General features: G+C 34.9%; 23 protein-coding genes. 16 read left to right on the top strand and 7 right to left on the bottom strand.

What is annotated here, in order from left to right:
• The first annotated feature begins 12 nt into the window (after positions 1 to 12).
• On the top strand, positions 13 to 891 hold the full coding sequence (gene sdaAA / locus AC1DMU_RS10720; RefSeq protein WP_088063992.1) for an L-serine ammonia-lyase, iron-sulfur-dependent, subunit alpha: 879 nt from the start codon (positions 13 to 15) through the stop codon (positions 889 to 891).
• 305 nt (positions 892 to 1,196) lie between these two features.
• The gene (locus AC1DMU_RS10715) at positions 1,197 to 2,516 is read left to right on the top strand and encodes an aromatic amino acid transport family protein (RefSeq protein ID WP_088063991.1); all 1,320 of its coding nucleotides are present in this window, start codon (positions 1,197 to 1,199) and stop codon (positions 2,514 to 2,516) included.
• A gap of 448 nt (positions 2,517 to 2,964) precedes the next feature.
• Here the strand turns inward: AC1DMU_RS10715 and AC1DMU_RS10710 are convergent, their stop codons facing one another.
• Positions 2,965 to 4,278, bottom strand: a complete 1,314-nt coding sequence (locus AC1DMU_RS10710; RefSeq protein ID WP_088063990.1) for a condensation protein — start codon at positions 4,276 to 4,278, stop codon at positions 2,965 to 2,967.
• A 500-nt stretch (positions 4,279 to 4,778) separates the two neighbouring features.
• Between AC1DMU_RS10710 and AC1DMU_RS10705 the strand changes: the two genes are divergently transcribed.
• The 7 genes from AC1DMU_RS10705 to AC1DMU_RS10675 all read left to right on the top strand — a co-directional run bounded on the left by AC1DMU_RS10705 (position 4,779) and on the right by AC1DMU_RS10675 (position 10,830).
• Entirely contained in the window at positions 4,779 to 4,988 is a 210-nt protein-coding gene (locus AC1DMU_RS10705) for a hypothetical protein (protein WP_242475724.1), read from the top strand.
• Positions 4,989 to 5,277: 289 nt separating this feature from the next.
• The gene (locus AC1DMU_RS10700) at positions 5,278 to 6,345 is read left to right on the top strand and encodes a glycoside hydrolase family 113 (protein WP_142291777.1); all 1,068 of its coding nucleotides are present in this window, start codon (positions 5,278 to 5,280) and stop codon (positions 6,343 to 6,345) included.
• A gap of 89 nt (positions 6,346 to 6,434) precedes the next feature.
• A complete protein-coding gene (locus AC1DMU_RS10695; RefSeq protein WP_000670803.1) occupies positions 6,435 to 6,626 on the top strand; it encodes a DUF378 domain-containing protein in 192 nt (63 codons plus the stop codon).
• Positions 6,627 to 6,836: 210 nt separating this feature from the next.
• Positions 6,837 to 7,919 (top strand): 3-phosphoserine/phosphohydroxythreonine transaminase, encoded by a 1,083-nt coding sequence (gene serC / locus AC1DMU_RS10690; RefSeq protein WP_087984264.1) that lies wholly within the window; start codon positions 6,837 to 6,839, stop codon positions 7,917 to 7,919.
• Between the two features lie 12 nt (positions 7,920 to 7,931).
• Positions 7,932 to 9,104 (top strand): 3-phosphoglycerate dehydrogenase family protein, encoded by a 1,173-nt coding sequence (locus AC1DMU_RS10685; protein WP_087984206.1) that lies wholly within the window; start codon positions 7,932 to 7,934, stop codon positions 9,102 to 9,104.
• Positions 9,105 to 9,119: 15 nt separating this feature from the next.
• Positions 9,120 to 10,367: a DUF1015 domain-containing protein gene (locus AC1DMU_RS10680; protein WP_088063989.1), complete on the top strand. Its 1,248-nt coding sequence runs from the start codon at positions 9,120 to 9,122 to the stop codon at positions 10,365 to 10,367.
• An 85-nt stretch (positions 10,368 to 10,452) separates the two neighbouring features.
• Positions 10,453 to 10,830, top strand: coding sequence for a hotdog family protein (locus tag AC1DMU_RS10675; RefSeq protein WP_048544764.1), 378 nt, complete (start codon positions 10,453 to 10,455; stop codon positions 10,828 to 10,830).
• Between the two features lie 187 nt (positions 10,831 to 11,017).
• On the opposite strand, the gene AC1DMU_RS10670 is transcribed toward AC1DMU_RS10675, so the two are convergent.
• A complete protein-coding gene (locus tag AC1DMU_RS10670) occupies positions 11,018 to 11,428 on the bottom strand; it encodes a DUF3224 domain-containing protein (RefSeq protein WP_088063988.1) in 411 nt (136 codons plus the stop codon).
• 126 nt (positions 11,429 to 11,554) lie between these two features.
• A complete protein-coding gene (locus AC1DMU_RS10665; RefSeq protein WP_088063987.1) occupies positions 11,555 to 12,586 on the bottom strand; it encodes a S66 family peptidase in 1,032 nt (343 codons plus the stop codon).
• Positions 12,587 to 12,876: 290 nt separating this feature from the next.
• On the opposite strand from AC1DMU_RS10665, the gene AC1DMU_RS10660 reads away from it, so the two are divergent.
• The 5 genes from AC1DMU_RS10660 (at position 12,877) to AC1DMU_RS10640 (ending at position 17,392) form a co-directional block, all read left to right on the top strand.
• Positions 12,877 to 13,518, top strand: coding sequence for an ATP F0F1 synthase subunit alpha (locus tag AC1DMU_RS10660; RefSeq protein ID WP_088063986.1), 642 nt, complete (start codon positions 12,877 to 12,879; stop codon positions 13,516 to 13,518).
• A gap of 176 nt (positions 13,519 to 13,694) precedes the next feature.
• On the top strand, positions 13,695 to 13,964 hold the full coding sequence (locus AC1DMU_RS10655; protein WP_088063985.1) for a 2TM domain-containing protein: 270 nt from the start codon (positions 13,695 to 13,697) through the stop codon (positions 13,962 to 13,964).
• 352 nt (positions 13,965 to 14,316) lie between these two features.
• Positions 14,317 to 15,156: a YitT family protein gene (locus AC1DMU_RS10650; RefSeq protein ID WP_088063984.1), complete on the top strand. Its 840-nt coding sequence runs from the start codon at positions 14,317 to 14,319 to the stop codon at positions 15,154 to 15,156.
• 180 nt (positions 15,157 to 15,336) lie between these two features.
• The gene (locus AC1DMU_RS10645; protein WP_002013739.1) at positions 15,337 to 16,014 is read left to right on the top strand and encodes a response regulator transcription factor; all 678 of its coding nucleotides are present in this window, start codon (positions 15,337 to 15,339) and stop codon (positions 16,012 to 16,014) included.
• 1 nt (position 16,015) lies between these two features.
• Positions 16,016 to 17,392, top strand: coding sequence for a sensor histidine kinase (locus tag AC1DMU_RS10640; RefSeq protein ID WP_088063983.1), 1,377 nt, complete (start codon positions 16,016 to 16,018; stop codon positions 17,390 to 17,392).
• Positions 17,393 to 17,538: 146 nt separating this feature from the next.
• Here the strand turns inward: AC1DMU_RS10640 and AC1DMU_RS10635 are convergent, their stop codons facing one another.
• Positions 17,539 to 18,798 carry an MFS transporter gene (locus AC1DMU_RS10635; protein ID WP_088063982.1) on the bottom strand — a complete coding sequence of 420 codons (1,260 nt, stop codon included), beginning with the start codon at positions 18,796 to 18,798 and terminating at the stop codon, positions 17,539 to 17,541.
• 69 nt (positions 18,799 to 18,867) lie between these two features.
• Positions 18,868 to 19,491 carry an ArsR/SmtB family transcription factor gene (locus AC1DMU_RS10630; protein WP_000803870.1) on the bottom strand — a complete coding sequence of 208 codons (624 nt, stop codon included), beginning with the start codon at positions 19,489 to 19,491 and terminating at the stop codon, positions 18,868 to 18,870.
• Positions 19,492 to 19,676: 185 nt separating this feature from the next.
• Between AC1DMU_RS10630 and AC1DMU_RS10625 the strand changes: the two genes are divergently transcribed.
• Both AC1DMU_RS10625 and AC1DMU_RS10620 read left to right on the top strand, forming a co-directional pair.
• Positions 19,677 to 20,741, top strand: a complete 1,065-nt coding sequence (locus tag AC1DMU_RS10625; RefSeq protein ID WP_088063981.1) for an ABC transporter permease — start codon at positions 19,677 to 19,679, stop codon at positions 20,739 to 20,741.
• On the top strand, positions 20,741 to 21,412 hold the full coding sequence (locus tag AC1DMU_RS10620; RefSeq protein ID WP_000202602.1) for an ABC transporter ATP-binding protein: 672 nt from the start codon (positions 20,741 to 20,743) through the stop codon (positions 21,410 to 21,412). Before AC1DMU_RS10625 ends, AC1DMU_RS10620 begins: the two co-directional genes overlap by 1 nt.
• A gap of 49 nt (positions 21,413 to 21,461) precedes the next feature.
• On the opposite strand, the gene AC1DMU_RS10615 is transcribed toward AC1DMU_RS10620, so the two are convergent.
• Together AC1DMU_RS10615 and AC1DMU_RS10610 are read right to left on the bottom strand one after the other, a co-directional pair.
• Positions 21,462 to 22,580, bottom strand: coding sequence for an LPXTG cell wall anchor domain-containing protein (locus tag AC1DMU_RS10615; protein ID WP_088063980.1), 1,119 nt, complete (start codon positions 22,578 to 22,580; stop codon positions 21,462 to 21,464).
• Between the two features lie 150 nt (positions 22,581 to 22,730).
• Positions 22,731 to 23,312: an ATP-binding protein gene (locus AC1DMU_RS10610; protein WP_088063979.1), complete on the bottom strand. Its 582-nt coding sequence runs from the start codon at positions 23,310 to 23,312 to the stop codon at positions 22,731 to 22,733.
• Between the last annotated feature and the right edge of the window lie 18 nt (positions 23,313 to 23,330).

The following is a 23,330-nucleotide window of genomic DNA, read 5'->3' as shown; positions in this document are numbered from 1 at the left end:
GAGTGAAAAAATATGTATATGGCCATAAAAGAAATTGTGGATGCAGCTAATAAAAGCCAAAAGACAATTTATGAATTAGCAATTGAACAGGAAATTGAACAAACTAAATCTACTTATGAAGAAGTTTGGAGTAAAATGGAACGAAATTTAGCGACTATGCAAAATGCTATAAATAAAAGTATCGAGGGCGACGGTGTATTTTCTCCAACTGGTTTAACCGGAGGTGATGCTGTTAAAATTAAAAACTATCGAGAAAATAGGAAAACCCTTTCTGGAGATTTGATGGTGTTAGGGATCCAAAGTGCTATCGGTGTTAATGAAGTAAACGCTGCATTAGGAGCTATTTGTGCAACTCCAACAGCAGGTGCGAGTGGGACGATTCCGGGAGTCCTATTTAGTATTAAAGATACGTTGCAGTTAAGTCATGAAGATATGATTCATTTTCTATTTACTTCAGCGTTATTTGGAACGATAGTCGCAAACAACGCTTGTATTTCAGGAGCGTACGGAGGATGTCAAGCTGAAGTAGGCAGTGCCTCAGCGATGGCGGCTGCAGCTGCGGTAGAAGCTGCAGGTGGAACGCCACAGCAATCTTCTGTAGCTTTTTCGATTGCATTACAAAATTTACTCGGTTTAGTTTGTGATCCGGTCGCTGGTTTAGTAGAAATTCCTTGTGTAAAGAGAAACGCCATTGGAACGGCAAATGCTTTAGCAGCAGCGGACATCGCATTAGCCGGCGTAAACAATATCATCAATGCTGACGAAGTTATTGAAGCGATGTATAGAGTTGGAAGACAGATGCCTCGCGAATTAAGAGAGACAGGTTTAGGTGGAATTGCAGCTACACCTACAGGGATTGCCATTAAAAATAAAATCTTTGGAGAGAAATAATCAAATCAATGAACAATTACCGGATATATTGTGAAAAAATTAACAATCTATTCTCTATTGTTCGCCTAAGGATGTCTGTATATTGGGGGAATTACTAATAAAATATACCACTATATAATTGGGATATTTTATAATTTGTAACAACCCCGTCAGGTTGATGCTTCGCCAATTTTTTGATTTTGATTAACTTAGAAGAAGGATATACGATGTGGCGCACTTTATAAGCAATTCATTTTTCAAGAACGGTCTATATTCCGATGCCTTAAATAGAGAAGTAAGAATAGAAAACTAGGAGGAATTATTATATGAATGGGAATACTGCAAAAAACATAGAATTTCAAGTTGATAATACTGCAGTAAAAAATGAGAAATATCTAGACCCTAAAAAGTGGCATAAACAGGATACTACCTGGGCATTGAGTCTATTTGGAACAGCAATTGGAGCAGGAGTACTCTTCTTACCTATTAATGCAGGTTCAGGTGGTTTATTATCATTGCTGTTAATTACCATACTTGCATATCCTGTTATGTATTATTCACATAGGGCACTTGCTAAAATGATATACGCTTCTAATTCTGCCGATGAGGGGATTACAGGTACAATAAGAGAGTATTTCGGAAATAAGGCAAGTATCATTTTTAACATTGTATATTTCGTTTCAATTTATACGATCGTGCTGATGTATTCGGTTGCACTTACAAATACTGCAAGTAGTTTTATTGTGCATCAATTGCACATGCCGGAGCCTCCAAGGGCCATTTTATCGCTTGTATTAGTACTCGGTCTTATCACTATACTAAATTTTGGTCAAGATATTACTGTAAAGATAATGAGCATGCTAGTATATCCTTTCATTGTTTCTCTACTTTTTATCGCAATATCTTTAATTCCACAGTGGAATACGTCAATGCTAAGTTTTTCAAGTGTTTCTACTGCTTCAACTGGAACAGGATATTTTGGAACAATATGGATGATACTACCAATCATCGTATTCTCGTTTAATCATTCTCCTATGATTTCGTCATTCGTTATGAAACAGAGAGCTACGTATGGAATAGATGCTACTGATGCCAAGTGTGCTCAAATACAAAAAGTTTGTTATATCATGACATTCGTTGTTGTTATGTTCTTTGTTTGGAGCAGTACTTTAAGTTTGACTCCAGATGATCTTAAGGTGGCAAAAGAACAGAACTTGTCAATCCTATCATATCTTGCTAATGAGCTTAATTCGCCAGTAATTACTATTGCGGCTCCTATCATTGCGTTTGTGGCTATTACAAAGTCTTTCCTTGGCCATTATATAGGAGCGTATGAGGTAATGCGTGACATGATTATTAAGTCCGGTAAAAAACGTGGGAAAGATTTAGGAGAGAAAACAGTTAAGACAATGATTCTTACTTTTGTCGTATTAACATGCTGGTATGTTGCTTATACAAATCCAAGTATTCTTGGAATCATTGATGCCCTTAGCGGTCCGTTAGTTGCTGCTATCTTATGTCTATTACCGATGTATGCAATCAATAAAGTACCAGTACTGGCTAAATACAAAGGGAAAATGAGTAATGTATTTGTAATTGTTATAGGAATACTTACTGTTCTAGCAAGTATTAAGTCATTATTCTAATTCTCTATTGTTCGTTCGGATGCAAAAATAGTAGGATATGAAAAGAGAGTAAAAGACTTTTAGCGGAACTGAATTATATATTGTTAAACCATAGAGTTTATGGTTTTGGACAAACTATTCACCTTGGATAGTTTGTCCTTTTTTGATTATATGCATAACTTCTATTGCAGCATTTTTTTTAAGCTGTTTGTAATGATTTTAATCCAAGCATTTGAGGGCGCCTAACCATGTGCATCAAGCTAATATTTTAAAGTATCTCACATCTGTTTTCTTAGGTTAATGGGAATGGGCCGGTACCCCATGTATGGCGAACAACTAAACTGGCTTCCTTATATCCTATGTCCGAAGCCAGTTCATCTCTCACATACTCATTTCGCGTTCCTTGAGGAAGTACTCTTCTTGGCTAGATTTATAAACTTAACTTATTGAGCTTAGGGTGATACTCCCGTTACAATTTTGATAGTTCATTGACCACACTTTCTAAAAATTGCTCTACCTTTTCTTTTGTAGTATCTGGCGAATGATAACCAATTGTAAATGTAAGTCTCCCATTATAAGAGCTTGCCCCCATTGTAAAGAATGGTGCATACATAATTGGTGATGTTATATACCCGTCCTGAGCTTGAACTTCACCAAACTTAATAGGTTCATCAGCTATCGATCCGAAATTAGTAAGTAACGGTAAAGCCATTCCCATTTGTAAAGCCCATTCATATTGCTGTTTATACATTTCCTTAACTTCAGATAGCTTTTTACTTGCCAGTAACTCCATTCCTGCGGCTGAAGAAAGACCTGGATTTTGAGATTTTATTGTATCCATTGATTCTTTGACTCGAACTAGAGTTTGATTAAATGAGTCATCATTTTCCATTTTAATCACTGGCATTTCCATCCCGGATAAGTTGCAAATTGAACCAGTTGTATGATTAGGGAGATATCGGCGTAAATCAATTGTTAAACCAACCATTTTTTCTGCGGTACGAGGTTCTGCATACACAGCGAAATGTGATAAAGAGCGGAAGTATGCAGTCAGGATTGCATCATTTAAGGTAGCTTGTTGTGCCTTTGTCCATAGGGTTAAACGTAGAGTTTGCTCACGGCTTAACCGTCGCACGGCCATTTTTGGATAAGTATTTTTGTTAGGTTGAGATGGAAAAGACCATAATGCTGCTTGTTGTTCTTGGCTGGGACGATACGCACTTTTTATGTCTGTTATTCCAGTATATTTGAATACAGGTGATTGATCGCGAAAACCCTCATTTTTTGCATTAAATCTCTTTATAATTTCATCCTTAGACTGTCCCAGAGAAAGGTGAGTATAAATTGCTCCCAGCAAATTAATATATTCCTTGACTCCAGCACCATCTGAACAAAGATGAGATAATTTAACAACTAATATATTTGTTGAAGTGCCTCGTAATAATTTTGTCTGAACCATAGGCCCTTGAATAGGATCTCCAGATTCCTTTATAAAATCTATTGCCATCACTTCAAGATTTTGATCATCTCCTTCTGCAAAAAAACAAATTGGTGAGTTAGTACTAGATGAATGTTCCTCCCAGTAAGGCATATCACTTTCTACAAAACGGCTGTTTAAAACGGGCTGTAATTGTAACGTTATTCTTACTGATTGTTCAAGTACTTTTTTTGATATACCTATAGGGAAATAAAGAACGGCATTAATTTGTTGATTTGCGGAATAAAGACCAAGTATATAATTCATTCGATCTTGAGGTGTTACTGAATATTTCCTTTGTTCCATAATTTTCTCCCTCTTTTCAAGCTATTTTTGGTTACAATCTTGTTTTTCATAGGGTTGTAACTTTTTTAAAGGATCCATATTGTTTTATTTTCACTTTTTTAGTATTTCACTTATGAAAGTATGATTTCTGTATTGGTTCATGTTGTTATTGGTATTAATAATATTCATCAATTTTGTTTGGTTTTTGTATAAAAAGTAGATAAATTGTATTTTCGTTTGATTATATATAAACATTTTACATAAATGTTTGTGTATAATCTACAAAAAATAATCGAGTCATTTTTATCTTTTTTCGACAGTATCTCCCATCTATTTACTAACGCTATCCCAACATCAAACAAATTAAGGAGGGGGTCTTCTGACATAAAATATACACGTTGTAACTTCTAATCTTACAATATTGTAAGATTAGAAGTTAGATAGTTAGATAGGAGTCATTAACTTATGAAAAAATCACATCTATAATCCAGATATAAATCATTAATTAAAGGAGTATTCTAGTGAAAAAAATTATAAGTTATGTGGTGGTTATTGCTATCTTTATAGGAGTAAAACGTTATGTGCAAGGTCCAGGACAACCAGTCGATGGGATTCTAGTTAGTGGTACTGCAGCTGATATAGAAAAAGTCAAACAAGAATTTAAAGATGATATTAAACAATCTAATGAAGTAAATATAAAAGTAATACAAACAAAAAGCGAATATAGATAAAAATTTTTTGATACATTTATGAGTATAAAAATTTATTTATATAAAAAATTAGATGTGGTTAGGTTATCAGAAAAAATCCAATAACTTCAATTTTAAAAAGATAAAAAAGGAGCGGAAATACGCTCCTTTTTTATTTATCTTACTATTTTTAGGAGGTTAGTATGAATAAGATATGGATAAAGGGTGAATAGCATTTTTATTGATGAAATTTCACTAAATATTCTTGTGGAATATATGTGAAACATTGTATAGAATAAGCAAGAATGCCAAAAATTATAGGGGGAAAGTTGTGAAGAAAAATAAGAGTTTAATAAGTTTTTTAGGAGTGTTTATTATGTTGTTTTCTTTTTGTTTTCAAGGAAATATACAGGCTGATGTAAATACTGTTCAATCTGGAAAAATCAAATCAGGAAATGTAACGGTATGGGAAGTTGGAAATGTGGCGAAAGTGTTAGCTGATGTAGAGCGCTTAAATTTAAATACAGTAAATGTACCGATTCAGGTAGATATTCCGAATGTAACTTCTACGAACATGGTAATTAATCAAGCGCAAAAGCAACAGGCTATTCTTTTAATTCAAGAATTATTAAAGCGTAATATTCAAGTTATTGTGGAACCGTTCCCATATATTCAGCAAGGAAATGTTGGGGAAACGGAATGGAATCCGAGTAATATTAATGATTTCTTCTGGAATTGGAAAACGGTTATTCTACAAGATATTTTTAATTCGATTACAAGTAAATACAATGTGTACGGGCTCAAGATTGCCTCTAATTTCGTGAATATGGAATATGCAGAAGGATATTGGAGCGATACGATTGATTTCGTCCGTCAGCAATATAAAGGAAATGTTTTGTATCAAATGAATTGGTGGTTAACAGCAAGCTTTGATCCATCTTATGAAGCGAAGTTTATAGAAAAAATAAATCGTCCATATTTAAAAAAGGTGGATATTGTTAGTATTGATAGTTGGTTTGAAGTTTCAGGAAAAAGAAATCCATCATACGAAGAAGTGAAGCAAAGTTTATTTGCCACAACAGTATATAATCGTGGGCAAAATGTTGTGCAGCAGTTAGAACAATTACATAATGCAACAGGAAAACCGGTTTATTTTGGTGGATTTAACGTTCCAGCACGTGAACTTGGACTACAAAATCCGTGGAATCCAGATGTATCTAATGTGTTTTCAAAGGACGTACAATTAAACGGATGGCGTGCTTACCGAGATATATTAGAAACGAAACCGTATTTTAAAGGTTTTTCAATTTGGTTTATTGGCTCTTATAATAGTACGCATGCGTATCAAATACATAGTAAAGAAGCAGAGGCAGTTATTAACGGCTGGTACCGAAAATAATTTTTATTAAATAGGTAAGTTTTGAATTTTACCACATATATTTCTAGTGAAAGGCCTTTCACCATCTTATCACCTAGGGGGCAATCATAATGAAATTTTTGTCTTACCTTACAGTAATTTTGGTGATTCTTGGCGGTTTGAATTGGTTGTTTGTAGCGTTAGATTACAATGTAGTTGAGAAATGGTTTGGTTCTATGCCGGCGCTTGTGGACACTATTTATTGGCTCATTGGTCTTTCTGCTATTTATCAAATTTTTGATCGGTTCTTCACGGACAATTAGCAATTATACTTTATTACTAGAGTGTTAAGTACGATTATGTACTTAACACTTTTTTGTATGTTTATAAAAAGTAGTTTGCACATGCGAGCGATTCCATTGCGTCTTACGCCGTAATAATAGAAAACAAATTGACCACGTATTATATTTTAGGTTATAATTCAGAAAGTTTAAAAATTAATAAAAATAAGAAATAGGGAGGTTATCAGGGTGATGGAGAGAGTATATAATTTTTCAGCTGGACCATCAATACTCCCTTTGCCAGTTTTAGAGAAAGTGCAAAAGGAGCTTGTAAATTATAACGGGACAGGCATGTCTATTATGGAAATGAGTCATCGATCTTCTTATTTTCAAAGTATTATAGATGAAGCAAGTAGCCTAATTCGTGAATTAATGAACATTCCTGATGAGTATGAAGTACTGTTTTTACAAGGCGGTGCGTCATTACAATTCTCTATGATACCGTTAAATGTAATGAATACGTACAAAAAAGCAGGGTACGTATTAACTGGCTCATGGTCTAAAAAGGCGATGCAAGAAGCTGAAAAAATAGGGGAAGTACAAGTGCTTGCTTCTTCTGAAAAAGAGAAGTTTACTACAATTCCTAAACTGGATGGTTTACCAAATGATGAAAAACTAGATTATGTACATATTACAACGAACAATACAATTGAGGGTACGAAATATGTGGACATTCCACGTTTAGATAGAGTACCGCTCGTTGCAGATATGTCCTCAAATATTTTATCAGAACAATATGATGTTACGAAGTTCGGCCTTATATATGCGGGAGCGCAAAAGAATTTAGGACCAGCGGGCTTAACGATTGCAATTATAAAAAGAGATTTAATTGGGGGAGCAGATCGCTCTTGTCCTACAATGTTAAACTATGAAACTTACAGCAAAAATAACTCCTTATATAATACACCGCCATCCTTTAGTATTTACGTAACGAAACTTGTACTAGAGTGGTTGAAAGAGCAAGGCGGGGTATCTGCGATTGAAGAACAGAATAGAATGAAATCTTCACTTCTTTACAATTTCTTAGATGAATCAAAATTATTTACTTCACCAGTTGATCCTACGTATCGATCACTTATGAACATTCCGTTTACAACACCGTCAGAAGAGCTGAACAATGAGTTTTTACAAAAAGCGAAAGAACGCGGCCTTGTTACGTTAAAAGGGCATCGCTCAGTCGGTGGTATGCGTGCAAGTATTTACAATGCGATGCCAGTACACGGTGTACAGCAATTAGTAAATTATATGAAGGAATTTGAGCTTGAGAATAGATAGGGAGATGGGGATATGTTTCGTGTTCAAACGTTAAATCAAATTGCGGAAAAGGGTTTGCAAGTACTTAGCGGAGAGCGTTATGAAGTAGGGGATAGAATGGACCACCCAGATGGTATTTTACTTCGTAGCTATTCTTTACACCAAGAAGAATTTTCAAAAGACTTAAAGGCGATTGCAAGAGCTGGTGCTGGTGTAAATAATATTCCTGTCGAGCGATGTACAGAAAAAGGGATTGTAGTATTTAATACACCAGGAGCGAATGCCAATGCAGTAAAGGAACTTATTATCGCCAGCCTTATTATGTCTTCACGTAACATTATTAACGGTGTAAGCTGGACGAAAAATTTAGAGGGTGAAGAAGTACCGCAGCTTGTTGAATCAGGAAAAAAACAATTCGTTGGATCAGAAATTGCAGGGAAACGTCTAGGTGTAATTGGCCTCGGCGCAATCGGTGCTTTAGTTGCGAACGATGCGTTAGCTTTAGGGATGGACGTTGTCGGATATGATCCTTACATTTCAGTTGAAACAGCATGGCGCCTTTCTACACATGTACAAAGAGCATTTAGTTTAGATGAAATTTTCGCAACATGTGATTATATTACACTTCATATTCCTCTTACGAATCAAACGAAGGGGATTATTGGTGAACACGCTGTAGAGAAGATGAAAAAAGGTATGCGTTTATTCAATTTCTCTAGAGGAGAACTTGTAGATGAAAATGTTCTTCAAAAAGCGTTAGAAGAAGATGTTATTACGCATTACGTAACAGACTTCCCGAATGAAAATGTGATAAAGATGAAAAATGTAACAGCGACGCCTCACCTTGGTGCATCTACATCTGAATCAGAAGAAAATTGTGCAATCATGGCAGCGCGCCAATTACGTGAATATTTAGAGACAGGAAATATTCGTAATTCAGTAAACTATCCAAACGTCGAACTCCCTTATATCGGAAAGAAACGTATTACAATCATGCATCAAAACGTTCCGAACATGGTAGGACAAATTACAGGATGTTTAGCAGAACATCATATTAATATTGCGGATATGATTAATCGTAGTAAACATTCTTGGGCGTATACAATGATTGATATTGATAACGGAATTGATGATATAATAAAAGAGAACATTGTGGAAAATATAAGCAAAATTACAGGTGTTGTAGCCGTTCGAATGATTGTGTAAAGGAGAGAGGAAAACTTGGCAAAAATCCGACCGTTTCGGGCCATTCGTCCAGTAGAAGAAAAAGCAGCGGAAGTTGCAGCTTTACCGTATGACGTATTAAATAGTAAAGAGGCAAGAGAGGTTGTAAAAGGGAATCCGTATTCTTTCTTACACGTTGATAAAGCAGAAATTGATTTAGACCCGGCACTTTCACCGTACGATGATCGTGTATATGAAAAAGCGGGTGAAAATTTAAATCGATTTATACGAGAAGAAGTATTCATACAAGATGAAGAGCCATCACTGTACATTTATGAACTGACGATGGAAGGAAGAACGCAGTCAGGTCTTGTCGTTTGTACATCTATTGATGAGTATGAAGATGATACAATTAAAAAACATGAAAGAACGCGTCACGAAAAAGAATTAGATCGTATTCGCCACGTAGATGTGTGTGATGCAAATACGGGGCCTATCTTTTTAACGTATCGTACGAAAGAAGATGTGAAACGTATCATTGCAAGCTGGAAAGAAGAGCATGCGCCAATCTATACATTTACAGCAGAAGATGGCGTGGAGCATGTTGCCTGGAAAATAGTTGATGAGGATGTAATTGCTACTTTAGTAAACGCATTTGAAGATATTTCTAATCTTTATATTGCAGATGGGCATCATCGCTCAGCATCAGCAGCAAAAGTAGGGCTCATGCGAAGAGAACAATATCCGAATTACACAGGAGAAGAAGAGTTTAATTTCTTCCTATCTGTATTATTCCCTCACGATGAATTATCCATTTGGGACTATAACCGAGTTGTGAAAGATTTAAACGGCTTATCAGAAGAACAGTTTTTAAAGCAAATTGCACAATACTTTTATGTAGAAGAAGCAGCTGTTTCTCCGTATAAACCAAATGAGCCAAAAACATTTGGTATGTATGTAAACGAGAAATGGTATAGACTCACAGTGAAAGAGGAAACGTTTGATGCGAATGATCTCGTTAAAGGTTTAGATGTATCTATTCTGCAAGATCATTTATTAAGCCAAGTACTTGAAATACACGACCCGCGATCTGATTCACGCATTGACTTTGTCGGAGGAATCCGCGGATTAGAAGAACTAGAACGCCTTGTAAATAGCGGTGAATATAAAGCAGCGTTTTCATTATATCCGACATCAATGGAAGCTTTACTATCAATCGCAGACGCTGGAGAAATTATGCCGCCGAAGTCAACGTGGTTTGAACCGAAACTGCGTAGTGGGTTGTTTGTACATTCTTTAAAGTAAATATAGACTTCTTTAGATTGAAAAACCGAAATGATTATAGTTTCGGTTTTTCTTATTTATAAAGTGTTTTTGAGGAGGGGTATAGATGAAATTGCAAGTAGGGGAAAAAATCACCTTTGAGCGAACTTTTACGAAAGAGGATGTTGTTTTATTTACGGAAGTATCGAAAGATGAAGGTGTTCATCATGTTACACCAGATGAGCAGGGGAGATTTGTTGTACAAGGACTGTTAACATCAACGTTGCCTACAAAAATTGGCGGTGATTATAACGTACTAGCTCGCAAGATGGATTTTGAATTTGTACGTCCTGTTTTTAGCGGTGATACGATTCGTTGTGACGTAACTATTGAACAATTTGAGCCCGATGAAAAAAATCGTACAAAAATTATTGCGATGTTTATATGTAGGAATCAACTTGAAAAAGAAGTTATGCAGGGGAGTTTTTCTGGGATTATTCTTTAGTTAGTAGGAAAAGTAATGAATAGGTGGGGGGCACATGCCTCTCGGGCTTAGATTTTTAATTCCCCCATAATGAAAATTTTATGTATTATACTCTGTTCTTTTCTTAACTAATAGAAGAATAGTTGAATAAGCTTGTCAACAAAAAAAGGACATTCCTAGTATTACAAGAAATGTCCTTTCCACTAAATTATAGGATATTTTGCTGGAATTCAAACTCTAAAATTAGTTTACTAGTTTGACCTGTAAACTGATAATTATAGGACCCTCTCAGATTTTCTAAGTTACCAGTAGCTTTAATAATTGTTCCTGGGGAATTTAGATTTCCTTTATCAAATATTCCTTGCTCTATAGCTGTAAATGTCCCTTGTTGCCCCTTATAAATTCCTTCAAAGTGTAAAAATCCAGAAATTTTAGCAGTAGCCAAGTGACCATCATTTATATTTGAGTCTAAATAATATAATAAGTATTCAACAAAAGCTTTTCCTTTTAATTCACCATCAATATCATATTCAACATGGGCAATATTAATAGGGAAATCTTTTCTAGTATCATCAATTAGTTTTTCATCCCATTTACTTACTGTAAATGTTGCTTCCATACACGTAAATCCCCCTTTATCATTAGATAAGTAATCTGCCTAAAATGAAAAAATACGCTATTCTTCCTGTAGGATCAGGAAAACATAATTATAAAACTTATGGCTATACTTATTTAAAGTTTTCCTTTATTCCACGCCACTCTCTAAAATAGAGAAAGACCCATTTTCACAATCAATTTCTGCCATCGCACCGTAAGGTAAAATAAACTTCGGCTCGGTATGACCAAAATTTAAATTATAAAGAATCGGCAAATCTTCTAAGTTATGTTCTTTCATAACTTGTAGTATTTCATGTTTATATTCTTCATAATACATTTCGTCTTTTGGTTTACCAAAGATGAGACCCTTTGCTTTTTGGAGAATGCCTTGCGCTGCGTAATTTCGTAACCAATACTTTATATAGCTTGGTTCTGGATGGTCTTCAGAAGTTTCAAAGAAAAGGATACTATTTTCCCAATGTTTTTTCTCAGGCCAAAGCTCCGTTCCTTTTGCAAATTCCAATACTTCTATACAACCACCAATTAAGCGTCCTTGTACGGTAGTAGAGCCTTGAAGTAGTTCATAGCCATTGTTTTGTTGCATCGTACGCCTTGTATCTTTATTTACCTCTATCCATTCTAAACGCTCACTCGTCCATTCATGAGCTGGTTGAATTTCGCCAATTGTCTCATTTGAAAAGAGAGTCCGATTTACCATTTCAACTGTATATGGATCCATCTCTATATTTTCGGCAAAATCAGTTAAAATTGCTGGACCGTAAAAAGAGGAAATTCCTGCTTTATGACAAAACAAGTGTGAAATGGTAACGTCAGAGTACCCCATAAAAATTTTCGGATTTTCACGTATTACATTAAAATCTATATAGGGAAGTAAGCGAATGCTATCTTCACCGCCAATATTCGAAATAATTGCTTTCACGCGCGTATCCTTAAAAGCTGTCATTAAATCTTCCGCACGAGCCTGTGGATTGTTATAAATGAATTCGCTACCTTTTAAACTATTTGGCATTGGGATAACCGTAAGACTGAAAACTTCTTCTAATCTCTTTACCCCTTGTTCATAACGCCATCTTATCTCAGAATCACCTGCGCCTCCCCATGAAGGACTTACTGTTGCTACGATATCACCTGGCTGTAATCTGTTTGGTTTCTTTAACATATTAACTCCGCTCCTACATAATGTAATGGACTACGATTATACAAACTGTAGTATTGAAAAAATATGATGCATCACATTAGTTTCTTCATCATCAATCCGTTTCCCTGCTGTGATTCAAGAATTTAGCACTCGTGTTGAATATAGGAATAATCGATTCATATTTAAAAGTTACAGTATGCAACATTGCATAAGAAAGATGGTTGCTATTTTATACAACCTGTAACTATAATAGTTACAGGTTGGTCGTATCCAATCAAAAAATATAATCATCATGAATGGAGAGGTTACATATGGGTATGAAAAAATTAATTTTAGCAGGTGCTTTAGGGATCGCAGCATTATCAGGAACGAATTTACCAGGATTAGAACTATCAAAAGCGAGTGCAGCTTCTATTGAATCGAATTTCTCGACGTTAGAAGGACGGGTAGTAGAAGTAGATAACGGTGTAATTGTCGTAAAATCTAAGCAATATGAGGAGCCTGTAAGTGTATATATAGATTCTCTTTCAAATGTGAAAGTAGGAGATGAAGTAAAAGCTACTGGATCTATGATGCGTAATTTTACTGAATATATGATTGCAAATACAGTTGAAAATACGTCAAATAAATTAGGTATGCACATGAAAGAAGATGGTTCTCCTGATTATGTGATTGGGGAAGTATCAAAAGTAGGAACTAGGGAAGAGGAAGGAGAAGGTTCTACTAAATATGTCGTAGTTGAGTATCCAACACTAAATGGGAAGAAAGTTATTATTGATATTTTCTTAACGAAGGGACAAGTATTTAATACGGGCGAGAAAGTAAAAATTGATATGAAGTATGTTGGCTGGGGCGGAAGTTCTATTAACTGGAACACAACGGATCATATTGAAAAAGTGTATGAGGTAAAGAGCAACGTTGAAAATAATGATGATGTTTGGATTTGGTCTTAATTAGACGCTTGTAAATAACAAATGTATCATGCAGTACCCATCGAATGATCATATGTATGACAATTCGATGGGTACTTTTTGTTTTGTGTTTTTTGAGAATAACGGATTTCCGATTAGAATATGATGTTAAGACTGGAGTGAAGGTGAAAAAACAATATGGAAAGAGGTGTTTAAGGGTGGAGCAAGATGAGGTTTATTTACGAGCTAAAAAAAGGGTGGAGAATTTAAAAGCTTTTTACATTCATTTAACGGTTTATATACTAGTGAACTTAATGCTTTTTATTATAAATATAATCTCTGATTCCAGTAAATTATGGTTTTTATATCCACTTGCAGGTTGGGGAATCGGTATCGTTATACATGGTTTGACAACTTTTCCAGTTGGGATATTCGGAAAAGAGTGGGAAGAACGAAAGATTAAAGAATATATGGAGAAGGATAAGTAAATTTATTTCTGGAAATTATGAATATAAAATCTCATATGAATCTCTATGATCACACGCTTGATGCGAAGTTTATTCTATAGCTTCGCCTATTTGTTTTGTATTTGAAGTTTGTGCGAGTGAGAGTGTTGATATACATTTTTTAGGGTGAATTGCATGTGAAATCAAAACTTTATTTGTCGTACATAAATAAATACAGTTGTTTTACTTTTTAATTACATGTGGATATAGGATGAAGTTGATTTATTACCCTATATTAAAATAAAAATAAACCACTGTTCGATTTGAATATTCCACGATATAATGGTGAGAGTTTATGACAGAATAAATATTTACATAAGAAGTGAGGTACTGTATGAAAAAAAGAACGACAGACATTATTTTTATTATTATTGGTGCATTTCTTTTTGCGTTAGGTGTCAATTTGTTTGTTATCCCGAACGAGTTTGGTGAGGGTGGAGTAACTGGTATCACGATTATTACGTATTATTTATTTGAATGGTCACCAGGCTTAGTTAACTTAATTTTAAATGCGATTTTGTTAATAGCTGGTTATAAATTTTTAAATAAGATTACAACAATTTATACGATTATCGCTGTAGTTACGAACTCGTTATTCCTTCATTTGACAGAAGGTTGGACGGTTGCTTCGGATGAAATGCTCGTAAATGCCATTTTCGGAGGAATATTTATTGGGTGCGGGATTGGTCTTATTATTCGTGTTGGCGGAACAACAGCAGGTACTACCATCTTAGCAAGGATGACGCATAAATATTTAGGATGGAGCATTAGCTATGGTTTACTGTTCTTCGATTTAATCGTTGCGTTTTCGTCTTATTTCATCATTGGTGCAGAAAAACTGATGATAACAATTATTATGCTATATGTAGCAACGAAAGTGATGGAATTTGTAATTGAAGGTTTAAATCCGAAGAAAGCCATTACGATTATTTCTGATAACCCGAATGAAATTGCCGGAAAGGTAACTACATTAATGGGCAGAGGGGTTACTGTGTACTCAGGTCATGGCTATTACACGAAAACGCCGAAGGAAATTCTTTATGTTGTTATTAATAAGCAAGAAGTAGTCAAGCTAAAACGGATTGTTCAAACTACAGATCCGGCTGCGTTCATTGCTATACACGATGTTCGTGACGTATTTGGAGAAGGATTCGTTGATATTTCTAAAGCATAGAAATTACTTTTCATTAAAATAATCTTAATACTAAAACGTAAGAATCTATTTTGAATAATCTTTTTTCAAAATAGATTCTTTTTATTTATCTTAAAATGTTGGTTTGTTTTTCTTTTTCTTGCAAAAAATCCAATTGTTTCTTAAGGTAAGGATGTAGAAGGATGAACAAGAGAGGGTTTAATGAAGATGATACATATTTTATTAGCTGATGATGATAAGCATATTAGAGAATTGTTACATTACCATTTGCAAAAAGAGGGGTTTAAAGTTTTTGAAGCGGAAGATGGAAAGGTAGCGCAAGGCGTATTAGAGAAAGAAAATATTCATCTTGCGATAGTAGACATTATGATGCCGTTTGTTGATGGCTATACGTTATGCGAAGAAATCCGGAAGTATCATGATATACCTGTTATTTTATTAACTGCAAAAGATCAGCTAGTCGATAAAGAAAAAGGATTCATTTCTGGTACGGACGATTATATTGTAAAACCATTTGAGCCAGCTGAAGTTATTTTCCGTATGAAAGCATTATTGCGTCGTTATCAAATGCTTAGTGCTGATATTATTACATTACACGGAACGATAATTGACCGAAAAGGGTTTGAAGTGAAGTGTAACGGTCAGACAATTTTGCTTCCATTAAAGGAATTTGAATTATTATCACAACTTGCTAGTTATCCTGGAAGAACCTTTTCAAGAGAAGAATTAATTGAATTAGTATGGGGAATGGATTTTGAAGGAGATGAACGAACAGTTGACGTTCATGTGAAGCGACTTAGAGATCGTTTTTCAAAACGAACAGATGATTTTCAAATTACGACAGTACGCGGACTCGGTTATAAGTTGGAGTTGAAATAAAATGAAATCACTATACTCTAGATTTGTTTTTATGACGGTTGGAATCATGCTACTTAGCAGTATTATCGGTTTTTTATTAACAAATGTGTACTATCAAGTGAAGTTAAAACCGTACAATAGTGAAAAGATTTTAATGTATGCGGAAGAAGTAAAATCGTTATATGAAAAGCAAAGTGAAGAAAATCAAGAGGCATACTTACAGTCTATTGCGAAGTTAGGATATGAAATTTATATTGTCGATGATAAAAAGAATGGAAAACGTATCGGCAACGCGTTTCGTAAGACAACAATAAGTGATGATACCGTTCATAAAGTATTGAATGGCGAAACGTTTAATGGTGTTTCTACGTATCCAACACGTCTCTTTATTACAGGTTTTTTCGATAATGAATTAATAAATAGTGTCGGTGTACCAGTGCAACACGGTGATAAACAGTACGCTTTATTTATTCGTCCTGACATTCAGAACCAATTTGGCGAGATGCGAATTTTCTTAGCGGTATTACTTGGGTTTATCGTACTATTAAGTATTATCTTTATAGCGATTGCAGCAGGTTATATCGTTCGTCCCATTCGAACATTTACGAAAGCGACTCAAAAGATTGCAAGTGGTGAATATGATATCGAATTAGATGAAAATCGAAAAGATGAAATTGGTACATTAGCAACTAATTTTCAAAAGATGACGAAAAGTATAAAAGAATTAGATGAGATGAGACAAGAATTCGTTTCAAATGTTTCTCATGAATTTCAATCGCCGCTTTCTTCCATACAAGGGTTCTCAAAAACGTTACAGTCAGAAGAGATGAGTGCGGAAGAAAGAAACCATTACTTACAAATTATTGAGGGCGAAAGTAAGCGAATGTCTAGTTTATGTAAACAGTTACTTACGCTAGCTTCACTAGATAAAGAAGAAAAAGTATTACAAATAAAAGAATTCAATTTGCAGAAGCAAATTAAAGACGTTATTTTTATGCTCGAATGGAAATGGCGTGAAAAAGATATCGCCGTTGAATTTGATGTGCCGGATATTACAATACAAGGTGATGAAAACTTACTTCATCAAGTATGGAGTAATATTTTTACGAATAGCATTAAGTTTTCAAACGACGGCGGAACGATTGAATTTGTTGTAGAAGAATTAGAGTCGAGCGTGATGATCTCTATATCAGACAACGGAATCGGTATGGAAAAAGAAGAAATGGATCGTATATTTGATCGTTTTTACAAAGTAGATACTGCAAGGGCAAGAAACGTAGAAGGTAGTGGTTTAGGATTATCGATTGTGCAGAAAATTGTTGAACTGCATAACGGAAACGTTTCAGTATATAGTACGAAAGGGGAAGGGACTACTGTTCAGGTGGAGCTTCCGAAATAGATGGAAGAGGCTGCTTGGGAACAGCCTCTTCTTTTTGTCATTTTTTGTCGATAAATCGATATAATCGGAAAATCGCTGATATAATTTGAGTTGCGCCGATATATTATGAAAATCGCCGATATAAATTTCACGTACTGCCACTTCTGCTATAAAGCTGTACTTTTCCCGCGCTCTTCTTTAAACCGAACTTCAAAAGTATCCGCTGTAATTTCATCAGCTTTCGGCAAAGCCCGTAACTTTGGATGAAGTAGCCATACGAAAGAAATAAATAAAATCCCGATGCTAGCGAACGCGAAAATGAGTTGGCTACTAAATACATTTGCAGCATATCCACCAATTAAAGAACCGAACGGCATAGCAATTGTGCCCATACTTCGCATGACTGAGTTTATGCGTCCAATATACTGATTTGGAATTACAATTTGACTAATTGTCGCAAATAATATGTTGGTTGCACCAATTGGAATCCAGGCTAGACCGAATAAGAGAATAGACAACCACTGAAACGGTACGATCGTGGAGAGAAACCAAAAGATAGCACCAGTCGCAAAGCCAATAATAGAGACACGGCCAACATTACGTTTACCAACCCATGAACTGAATAATGCTCCAATTAAACTGCCGGCTGATATAGCGGCTAAGAAGAAGCCATATGATTTCACGCCTCCTAAAGAATCAGCGAAAGAAGGGAGTATCGCCATCGTCATACCGATTGAAAAATTAGCGACTACTGAACCGATTAAGAATACGCCCATTAATGAACGGAAGACGATCGAAAAACCTTCTTTTAAATCAGTGAAATATTGTTTAGTTGAAAGTGATGTATTGGTTTCTGCTTGCTTTGGCATTTTCAATGAAAAGAACAAAAGGGCAGTAATCGCGAATGTAATAGAGTCAATTACATATAAAGTGATTGCGCCAAGTAGTGCTACTAATATGCCAGAAAGCGTCGTGCAAATTAAATCAATGCCTTGATACGCAAATGAAAAGAGTGAATTTCCTTTTAATAGTTGTGTTTTATGAAGTAGAAGTGGTAAAGCTTTTGATTGTGCGGGATAGGCGAATTGTTCGATAAAGGCTACGATGGGCATGATGATGAGTAGTAGTTGAACTGTTAATAGATCGAAGTAGTGTGTAATAGGAATGATTAAAATAAGCATGCATTGCAAAACTTGTGTAATGACGAGGGTGTTTTTTATTGCCCATCTATCAACGAATGGGCCGGTAAGGAATTGTAATGCAGAAGGTAATAATGTAAGGAAACCAGCCAATCCAGAATAAAAAGGATTACCACTCAGCTTATATACGAGCCACATYGCAGCTACATAATATAAGCTATCTCCTATGTTTGTAAAAATTCTCCCTAAAAAAAGTAAGAGGAAATTTCGGTTTTTTAATATGTCCATTTAATCTACTCCTTTATAAAAAAATTATTCGGTAAAATAAATTTGACCGTCTATGTAAAAAAAATCGTATTACGATTTTTCTTCTTTTTTCACAAAGCGCTGCATTGCTTTTTCATCGATTTGTAGTGCAGTAGTAGAAATGTAATAAGATTTACTATTTGGATCTTTATCTGCGTCTTTTGCGATATCATTTAATTCAGCCATTAATTCATGAAATTTTTTCACCCACACTTGAAATTGTTCTGGCGTGGCATCAAACTCCCAGCAAGATGAAACGTAATTCCACTCTGCTGGGTCTTCGCTTACTTTTCGTAATGTAAAAGCTTCTTCTGGTGCAGCGAGAATATGGCTTTTCGTTCTTTCTGTCATTTGTAAAAAGATTTGGCGACCTGATTCGCTTAATATTTCTAAATGAGGTAATAGGTCCGCGGCAGGGGTGAAGCCTCTAGCGACAGATTGATAAAACTTTTGAATGATGCCATTCTTTTCTTCTGTATAAACAATTTCTATAAAACCATTCTTTTCTAATTCTTTTAAATGATAATGAATTTTAGCCCTTGGAATGCCGAATTTATCAGATAGTAGTTGTCCTGTATAAGGACGTTCGCATAGACGCATCATCATTTCGACACGAAGTGGATCGCTTATTGCTTTTAGTTGGCTATAAGTAGTTAGTGTTAACATGGGCTTCAACAAGATCAACTCCTCAAATAAAATTACTCGGTCAAGATTATTTGACTGAATTGTATCAAGGATTCTGATTATTTTCAATACTTTCCGAAAATTAAATCTTCTCCTCTGTAATCTTCTGTTCATATTCCGTTCATATTTCTTTTTTATGATAAGTGCATAGAAAGAAAGAGGAAGGAGCGAGCGAAATGTTTTTAGCTCTGCGTGAATTAAAACAATCAAAATTAAGATACGGATTAATCGGACTGATTATGGTGTTATTATCATTTTTAGTTCTTGTTATTTCAGGATTAGCAAATGGATTATCATATGATAATGCTTCATCGATTCAAAATATGGAGGCAAATAAGTTCGTTTTAGCAGATGATGCGGAAAATAAATTACTTCGTTCACAAATTAAGAAAGAAGATGTAGATAACGTAGTCAATCAAGTAGGCGACAAAGAGGCCGTTCCGTTTCGTGTGAAAGTTTCAACGTATGAAAAGAAAGATAGTTCGAAAAAAGTGGATGTTGCTATTTTCTCAAGTGAACGTGATTCATTTTTAGAACCGAACATTGTAAAAGGTGAGAAATTAGGCACAGCAAATAACGAAATGGTTGCTGATGAATCTATTAAAGAAAAAGGAATCGATATTGGGGATACAATTATTGATCCTGTTTCAAAGAAAGAATTTACAATCGTTGGATTTACGAAAGATCAAATGTTTAGCCATACACCAGTCGTTTATGTAAATGAAGACGTATGGGGATCTATTTCACAACCAAACCAAAAAGATTATAGTGCAATTGCGCTGAATACAGATAAAGAAATTAAAAATGCACATGTTATCGACAAAAAAGAAGTACTGCAAAGTATTCCAGGATTTAAAGAAGAGCAAGGAACATTAACGATGATCATTGCATTCTTACTTGTTATCGCTGCGTTACTAATCGGTGTATTCTTCTACGTCATTACATTGCAAAAAACACAGCAATTAGGTGTATTAAAAGCAATTGGTACAAAGAACTCTTATTTAGCAAATAGCTTAGTCGTGCAGGCGTTATTCTTATCAGTCGTTGCGATGGTAATTAGTATTGTTCTTGTACAAGGATTAGAACAAATTTTACCAGCGGGTATGCCGTTCTTATTAACAACACCGATGATTGCACAATATGCAGCAATCTTCATCGTAATTAGTATTTTAGGAACACTTATTTCGTTATACCAAGTATTAAAAGTTGATGCATTAGAAGCAATTGGAGGCGGGATGTAATGACTTCATTATTAAAATTAGACAAAGTAAGTAAAGTGTACGGAGAAGGGAATACGGAAGTAACAGCCCTTCATCCGATGTCGCTTGATGTGAAAGCTGGAGAATTTATCGGAATCGTCGGTCCTTCTGGATCAGGGAAAAGTACGTTATTATCAATCGCGGGTGCGTTATTATCACCATCAAAAGGGGATATTTACATTCGTGAGCAAAATATTACGAAGCTATCAGAAAAGGAAATGACAGACATTCGTTTGAAAAAAATCGGCTTCATTTTCCAGTTTGCAAATCTTGTTCCATATCTAAATGTAAAAGAACAATTGCTTTACATTGCAAAGCTTAAAAAAGAAAACAAACAAGACTCAGAAAAGCGTGCGGATCATTTATTAGCGGCATTTGGATTAGGTGAAAGAAAAAGTCATTATCCAAATCAACTATCTGGCGGGGAAAAACAAAGGGTAGCAATCGCTCGCGCGTTCATGAACAACCCAGATTTAATATTAGCGGATGAACCAACAGCAAGCTTAGACTCAAAACGCGCACGTGAAGTTGTAGAAATGATGAAACGTGAAGTGAAAGAGAGCCAAAAAGCAGCAATTATGATTACGCATGATGAAAGAATGCTTGATGTATGTGATCGTATATTGACGCTAAGAGATGGGAAGTTAATATAAAGAAAAAAGACAATCGCACAAGTGTGCGGTTGTCTTTTGTATAATTGCTTTATTTTGAGAATAACGCTTTAATTTTATTTCGTGTAATTAATAAAACGCCGCCTAATACAGATAACATACCTAAAGCCATATTGTTTGATTGCTCACTACCAGCGTTAGGAAGTTCTCTAGCGTTATTGTTTGTGTTTGTAGTACCAGTCTTTGTTTCTGTTTGTTTTGATTGAGATACTTCATTAATTTTGTTATCTACATTTTGCTTCGTTGTATGTACCTCAGCTAATTTGTCCTCAATTTTTTTCTCAGTATGCTTAAAGTCGTTAATTTTAATATCTAAGTCTTGTTTTTTCTTTGTTAAATCATCTGAAACAGTTTGTTTCGCTTGTTTAATTTCGTTAATTTTATTTAGTAAATCTTCTCTAGCTTTTTGTAATTCAGCTAGTTTGTTTTTTACATCTTGTTTCGCTAGTTCTAAGTTAGCGGAAAGACTATCTAAATTGCCTTTAATTTTCTTAAGTTCCTCTAACGTATTTCCAGTATGCGGCTTATTTTCTTTTAACTCAGCAAGTTTGTCCTCAGCAGTTTGTTTTGCTTTCTTTAACTCAGCTAATTTTTCATCTACCTGTTTTTTAACTTCCTTAAGTTCATTAACCTTTTGATCGATGTTCTCTTTATGTTGCTTCATTTCATTCACTTTTTCATCGACAGTTTGTTTATGTTCTTTAATCTCATTCACTTTATTATCGATATTTTGCTTATGTTCTTTCACTTCAGCAACTTTTTCTTCTACTTGTTTTTTATGCTCTTTTATTTCAGCGATTTTATCTTCGGCGATTTGCTTGTCTTGCTGAAGTTTTGCATCTAGCTCTTCTTTACGTTGCTTTATCTCGTTAATTTTTTCATCAGCAACTTGTTTACGCTCGTGTAGTTCATTCACCTTCGTATCAACATTTTCCTTAACTTGGTTAAGTTCATTCAACTTTTGATCCACGTTTTCTTTGTGCTGCTGTAATTTCGCATCTAATTCTTGTCTATGTTGCTTAATTTCAGCTAATCGATCTCCTGTACTTTGCTGAGGAGTAGCATCAGTTACTTCCGCATGAGCAGAATTTGCGCCAGCAATCATTGCTAAAGCTAGTGTAGACGCAGCGATTGTTTGTTTTGTTTTCATATTTTTGTACCTCTTTTCTTTCATATGCATGAGTTGTTTTGTGTAGAATTGAGCATATAGAAGTAGATTATCTTATCATTATATACCATGTAGGATGTCTAGAGGAAGTATTTGCATAATAATCTATCATTATGTAATTCTTATAGTCTATTATTTTTGGGTAGGGGAGAGATCTTTAGCTAGATGAACAATTTCTTCTATAGTAGAGTTTACATCCTTACGATTACGAATAACAAACAAATAATCAGCCTCGTTTTCTATCGGATCGACCACATCTTCATGTTGCAATTCAGCTTGTTGTCGATCGAGTACTTCTTTGAAATTAGAATATCCACCTCTAAAAATATTGGTACTTCGCGTGCTTCGAGCTACTCTTTCATAAAGTACATCATTTGGAATGTCAAAATGAACGAGTATACGTACATATTCCTCTTTCTGAAACAATTCATTTAGCAAATACATCCGGCCGTTTCGGCTTCTATTTGAGTTGCAAATAATAAGATGTAAACTTGTATGTTCTTTTGCATAATCAACAATGAATTTCGAAAGACCGTGTTTAAATGTATTTGGGCCTTCGTCCGGCTGTAATTTTTCATAATGCGTGTTAATGAATTCAGCTTGGTTATCTTGATCCATAACGAAAGCGTGGGGTAACTCTTTTTCTAGTTCTTTAGCAAATGTAGTTTTTCCGCTGTGTGTTTTTCCTACTGTAATGATCACTAATCGTTTCATATTGGCCTCCATATGTAT

The organism is Bacillus sp. 01N45 (assembly GCF_056399205.1).
Note: the sequence above shows the minus strand (reverse complement) of the source record. Positions and strands in the feature narration are given on the sequence as shown.